5 protein-coding genes are annotated in these 4,938 nt (G+C 52.2%); all 5 read left to right on the forward strand.

The window, feature by feature from the left end:
- The first annotated feature begins 464 nt into the window (after positions 1-464).
- From GL182_RS17335 to GL182_RS17355, 5 genes are read left to right on the forward strand one after another with little or no spacing between them, the layout of a single operon-like run.
- On the forward strand, positions 465-1,712 hold the full coding sequence (locus GL182_RS17335) for a dihydroorotase (protein ID WP_163381051.1): 1,248 nt from the start codon (positions 465-467) through the stop codon (positions 1,710-1,712).
- Positions 1,705-2,220 carry a DUF4199 domain-containing protein gene (locus GL182_RS17340; protein WP_163381052.1) on the forward strand — a complete coding sequence of 172 codons (516 nt, stop codon included), beginning with the start codon at positions 1,705-1,707 and terminating at the stop codon, positions 2,218-2,220. The genes GL182_RS17335 and GL182_RS17340 overlap by 8 nt, the downstream gene beginning before the upstream one ends.
- A gap of 4 nt (positions 2,221-2,224) precedes the next feature.
- Positions 2,225-2,782, forward strand: a complete 558-nt coding sequence (locus GL182_RS17345; RefSeq protein ID WP_163381053.1) for a DUF4199 domain-containing protein — start codon at positions 2,225-2,227, stop codon at positions 2,780-2,782.
- Positions 2,782-3,744: a glycosyltransferase family 2 protein gene (locus GL182_RS17350; protein ID WP_163381054.1), complete on the forward strand. Its 963-nt coding sequence runs from the start codon at positions 2,782-2,784 to the stop codon at positions 3,742-3,744. Before GL182_RS17345 ends, GL182_RS17350 begins: the two co-directional genes overlap by 1 nt.
- Complete coding sequence (locus tag GL182_RS17355; RefSeq protein ID WP_163381055.1) at positions 3,744-4,697, forward strand: glycosyltransferase; 954 nt, start codon at positions 3,744-3,746, stop codon at positions 4,695-4,697. Before GL182_RS17350 ends, GL182_RS17355 begins: the two co-directional genes overlap by 1 nt.
- Positions 4,698-4,938 lie beyond the last annotated feature (241 nt).

Here is a 4,938-nt window from a genome sequence, read left to right on the forward strand (position 1 = left end):
GATCAAAACAAAAGAAAGGAACAACTACATAAAACCAGGCCCTTAACCCTTAACCAATTCCCGGTAACCGCCGACAACCCCCCATCAAGATCAAAACAAAAGAAAGGAACAACTACATAAAACCGGGCCCTTAACCCTTAACAAATTCCCGATAACCGTCAACACCCCCCCCATCAAGGCCAAAACAAAAGAAAGGAACAACTACATAAAACCAGTCCCTTAACCCTTAACAAATTCCCGGTAACCGACAACAACCCCCCATCAAGGCCAAAACAAAAGAAAGGAACAACTACATAAAACCAGGCCCTTAACCCTTAACCAATTCCCGGTAACCGCAAACAACCACCCAGCCGGGCAAATTCCAGCCACCACAGCAACAACCGAAAGCAAGCCTTTAATCCTTCCCCGCCAATTATTTCCATTTTAGGGAATAAAATTGCAGTTTTGCAAAAATATTAATCCACATGAGCCTACGCTTCCAGTCACTGAAAATCATCACCGATAAGGAAATCCTTCCGCCGGCTGATTATCTTTTTGATGGCAAAACCCTGCAAAAAGCCCCTGCCAACCCTTCAGATCCGAAAGAAACCCTGCTTGATTGTACAGGTCTGCTGGGATCCCGGGGCTGGACGGACCTGAGGTGCTTTTCCGGCGAACCCGGACAGGAATACCGCGAAAGTCTGGAAAGCCTGGCGCAAGCCCTGATCCAGGGAGGCATGACCGAAGCCGTATTGCTGCCCAATACCCAGCCTCCCCTGCAGTCCAAAAATGAAGTAGCCTATGTGCAAAACCGGACCGCCCACCTTTTTCCTACTTTCCACATTCAGGCAGCCGTCACCCGGGATTTTATGGGCGAAGGCCTGACAGAAATGATGGACCTGCACCACTATGGCATACAGGTTTTTGGTGAAGGGCTGGTGCCGCTATCCCATTCCGACCGCATGATGAAGGCCCTGCAATACCTGCAGCAGATGGATGGGGTGCTTTTTGACCAAAGCCAGGATCCCCTGCTGGCCCTGTTTGGGCAGATGCATGAAGGGATCGTTTCCACCCGGCTGGGCCTGAAAGGCATCCCGGACCTGGCCGAAGAAGTGGCGGTACAGAAAAACCTGGAAATCCTCCGCTATACCGGAGGGCGCCTGCACTTCCAGACCCTCAGTACCCGGGGTGCCCTGGAGCAAATCCGCAAGGCCAAAGCGGAGGGCCTGAAGGTAACCGCCGATATTTCCATCTACCAGCTGCTTTTTACCGATGAGGACCTGCTGGATTTTGATACCTGCCTGAAAGTCATGCCACCCTTCCGGGGAAAGGGGCAAAGGGAAGCCCTGCTGGAAGGCCTGCAGGACGGCACCATCGATGCCCTGGTCTCCAACCATGTGCCCCATGACAATGATGCCAAAAACATGGAATTCGACCTCTCTCCATTCGGCATGGCCGGCCTGCCCACCTTTGTGCCGGCCCTGGTGCGCCTGGGAGAAGAATTGGGTTACCCCCTGCTGATCAGCAAACTGTGCAGCGGACCGCAAAAAGTAATGGGAAAAGCGGATGCGCCCTGGGATACCTTAACGGTTTTTGACCCTGAGGCCAGCTGGACCCTGGACCATACAAGCAATGCCTCCCTGGCAGAAAATTCCCCCTTCTGGGGAAAAGCGCTGAAAGGAAAAGTCAAATACCTGGTCAACCGCGGAAAAACGGAGGGCATCCATGAATAGGTACCTCAGGGCTGCCTGGCCATTTGGACTCTCCGGCGCAGGATTGTGCCTGCTGGGATTTCTGACCATGTACGCCCTGGACGTAGAACCCCTCAGCATGAACCTGATCCTGGGCTATGTGTTCATTCCGGTGTTTGTTTTCTTCGGAATCAAAAGTTTTCGGGACGGATACAATGGTGGCAGCCTGTATTTCAGCCAGGGCATGAGTGTGGGCTTTTTTGTCTACACCCTGATGGCCCTGATTGCGGCCCTCTATGTCTATGTTTTCCTGCACCTGGAACCCCAGGCCTTTGACACTTTCAGGCAGATCAACCTGAGCTTGATGGAAGACAACCGGGAGGTATTGCTGGAGCAGCTCAATGAAAACGCCTACACCGAAACCCTGGCCAGCCTCTCCGCCATGAGTATCCTGGATGTGGCCACCAACGATTTCCTTAGAAAAATCTTTCCCGGATTGTTTTTTACCATAATAATTTCTATAATTTTAAAGAGAACTGTCAAATCTTAACCAAATGGAACCACAAGCACAACAAAGCAACACGCCTGCCCGGGCCGCCCTGAATGCCGGCCTGGTCATCGGTCTGATCATGCTGGTGATCAATTTTGCCGTTTATTTTATGGATTACAGCTACCTGGTGTCTACCTGGTACGGCATCACCGTATTGGTCCTGTTTTTTGGACAGGTCATTTACTTTGGCATTCAGTACCGAAAGGATCTCGGCGGCTACATGGATTTTGGAGCAGCTTTCCAGTTTTCCTTTGTCACCCTGATCGTCTCCGGCCTGATCACTACACTGGGTAACATGCTGCTGTATTTTGTGATCGACCCGGGCCTTCCGGAATTACTGGTGGAGGCCCAGCTGGAAAACATGGTGGCCATGCTGGATAATTTCGGGGCCGGCGACAGCATTTCCGGAGAACAAATCGATGAAATGCGCAGCGAAATGGCCAATAGCTTCACCATTGGCGGGCAGATCAAAGCTTTCGGCATCTCCCTGATCGTCTACGCCATTCTGGCACTTATACTGGGTGCCATTCTGAAAAAAAGAGACAAAACCACTGACTTTTAATGCCCCAGCTATCCATCGTCATACCCGTATTTAATGAAGAAGAATCCCTACCCGAACTACAGCAATGGATCAGCAAGGTGATGGACGCTTCCGGACTGAGCTATGAACTGGTCTACATCGATGATGGCTCTACGGATGGCTCCTGGCAGGTGATCCAAAGCCTGGCCGGGCAGGGCCCATGCGTAAAAGCCGCCCGCTTTTTCCGGAATTATGGCAAATCCGCCGCCCTGGACATTGGTTTTTCGCGGGCAGCAGGGGAGGTGGTGGTCACCATGGATGCCGACCTGCAGGACAGCCCCGAAGAAATACCCGAACTCTACCGCATGGTCCGGGAAGAAGGCTATGACCTGGTCAGCGGCTGGAAGCGCAAACGCTACGACCCCCTGTCCAAAACCCTGCCTTCCCGCTTTTTCAACCGCGTCACCCGCCTGATCTCCGGAATCCGGCTGCATGACTTCAACTGTGGCCTGAAGGCCTACTCCCAGAAGGTGGTCAAAAACATCCACATTTACGGGGAAATGCACCGTTATATCCCCCTGATTGCCAAGTGGAATGGCTTCAGCAAAATCGGAGAGAAAGAAGTCGCCCACAGTCCCCGCAAATATGGCAGCACCAAATTTGGCCTGGAGCGTTTTGTCCACGGCTTCCTGGACCTGATCTCCGTTTCCTTTGTCAACCGCTACCGAAAAAATCCCATGCACTTTTTTGGCCTGCTGGGAACACTTTCCTTCGTTTCCGGTTTGGCCATTACCGTTTGGCTGATCTATGAAAAAATCCGGGGCCTGCGCCTGGGCATTCCCGTAAGGGAAATCACCAGTCAGCCCCTCTTTTTCCTGGCCCTGGTGGCCCTGATCGTGGGGGTACAGCTTTTTCTCACCGGCTTTCTGGCCGAAATGATGACCTCTTCCAATTCCAAAAAAAGCGATTACAACATTGAAGAAGAAATCAACCCGCAAAGTTGATGCGTTTTTCCATTATCATCCCGGTCTATAACCGCCCAGCAGAAGTTCAACTCCTGCTGGAGAGCCTCTGCCGGCAAACTTTCAACGATTTTGAAGTCATCCTGGTGGAAGATGGTTCCGACCATACCGCTGAAGAAGTAGCGGCAGCCTTCGGCGAAAAGCTGCCGCTGCAGTACCATTACCAGTCCAATCAGGGGCAGGGCTTTGCCCGCAACAAGGGCATGGAGCTGGCCAGGGGGCAATACTTTGTTTTTTTTGATTCTGACTGCCTCATTCCGCCCCGCTACCTGGAGGTACTGGAGCAGGCCATCCAAAGCCGTCAACTGCAGGCCCATGGGGGACCGGATGATGCGGATGCCTCTTTCAGCGACTGGCAGCAAGCCATGAATTTCAGCATGACCTCCCTGTTGACCACCGGCGGCATCCGGGGCAAAATGAAAAACCCGGCCCAATACCAGGCCCGGGGATACAACATGGGTTTTGCCCGGGAGGTCTATGAAAAGCTGGGAGGTTTTGCCCATCCCAATATGGCCGAGGACATAGAAATCAGCCTGCGGATCAAAAAGGCCGGCTTCCGGCTGGAGTTGGTTTCCGAAGCTTTTGTTTACCACCACCGGAAGAATGATTTTGGTTCCTTTCTGCGGCAAAGCTACCAGTTTGGCCGCAACCGGGTATTTATCCGCCGCTTCCAGCCCGATGCCCTGAAACTGGTGCACCTCCTGCCGGTACTATTCTTACTGGGGATCCTGGCCCTGCCGGTACTCGCCTGGCTCTGGCCTCCTGGCAGCCGGTTGTTACTGCTGGCCTATGGCAGCTGGACCATTGCCCTGTTTTTTACTGCCCTGGGGACTCCCAAACTGGCCCTGCTCTCCCTGCTGACCTCCTATGGGCAGTTGCTGGCCTATGGTCTGGGGGTGGTGATGGAGTATGCCTTTCCTACGAAATGGGAATGATTCACCACGGATTCGCACAGATTCGCACAGATTTTTTTGCACGCGCTGTTCGACATTTGTAATGTCGAACCACAGATAAGCAGGATTTGTAATCCTGTTTTACGTGTACGTACTGGGGATTACAAATCCCCTAAGCGATACAGATAATACTGTGAGTAGTATAAATTTCATCCGAATGACGGAAAAGTAAATAGGAAAGGCAAATAAAAAATCCAGAACGAACGAAATCCCCCTTTAAAAA

The sequence above is a fragment of the Cyclobacterium sp. SYSU L10401 genome (assembly GCF_010993705.1).
Taxonomy (GTDB): domain Bacteria; phylum Bacteroidota; class Bacteroidia; order Cytophagales; family Cyclobacteriaceae; genus Cyclobacterium.

Excerpts from the sequence above, each read along its gene's own strand:
- GL182_RS17335 (WP_163381051.1), top strand. The coding sequence starts at position 465 with ATGAGCCTACGCTTCCAGTCACTGAAAATCATCACCGATAAGGAAATC.
- GL182_RS17340 (WP_163381052.1), top strand. The coding sequence starts at position 1,705 with ATGAATAGGTACCTCAGGGCTGCCTGGCCATTTGGACTCTCCGGCGCA.
- GL182_RS17345 (WP_163381053.1), top strand. The coding sequence starts at position 2,225 with ATGGAACCACAAGCACAACAAAGCAACACGCCTGCCCGGGCCGCCCTG.
- GL182_RS17350 (WP_163381054.1), top strand. The coding sequence starts at position 2,782 with ATGCCCCAGCTATCCATCGTCATACCCGTATTTAATGAAGAAGAATCC.
- GL182_RS17355 (WP_163381055.1), top strand. The coding sequence starts at position 3,744 with ATGCGTTTTTCCATTATCATCCCGGTCTATAACCGCCCAGCAGAAGTT.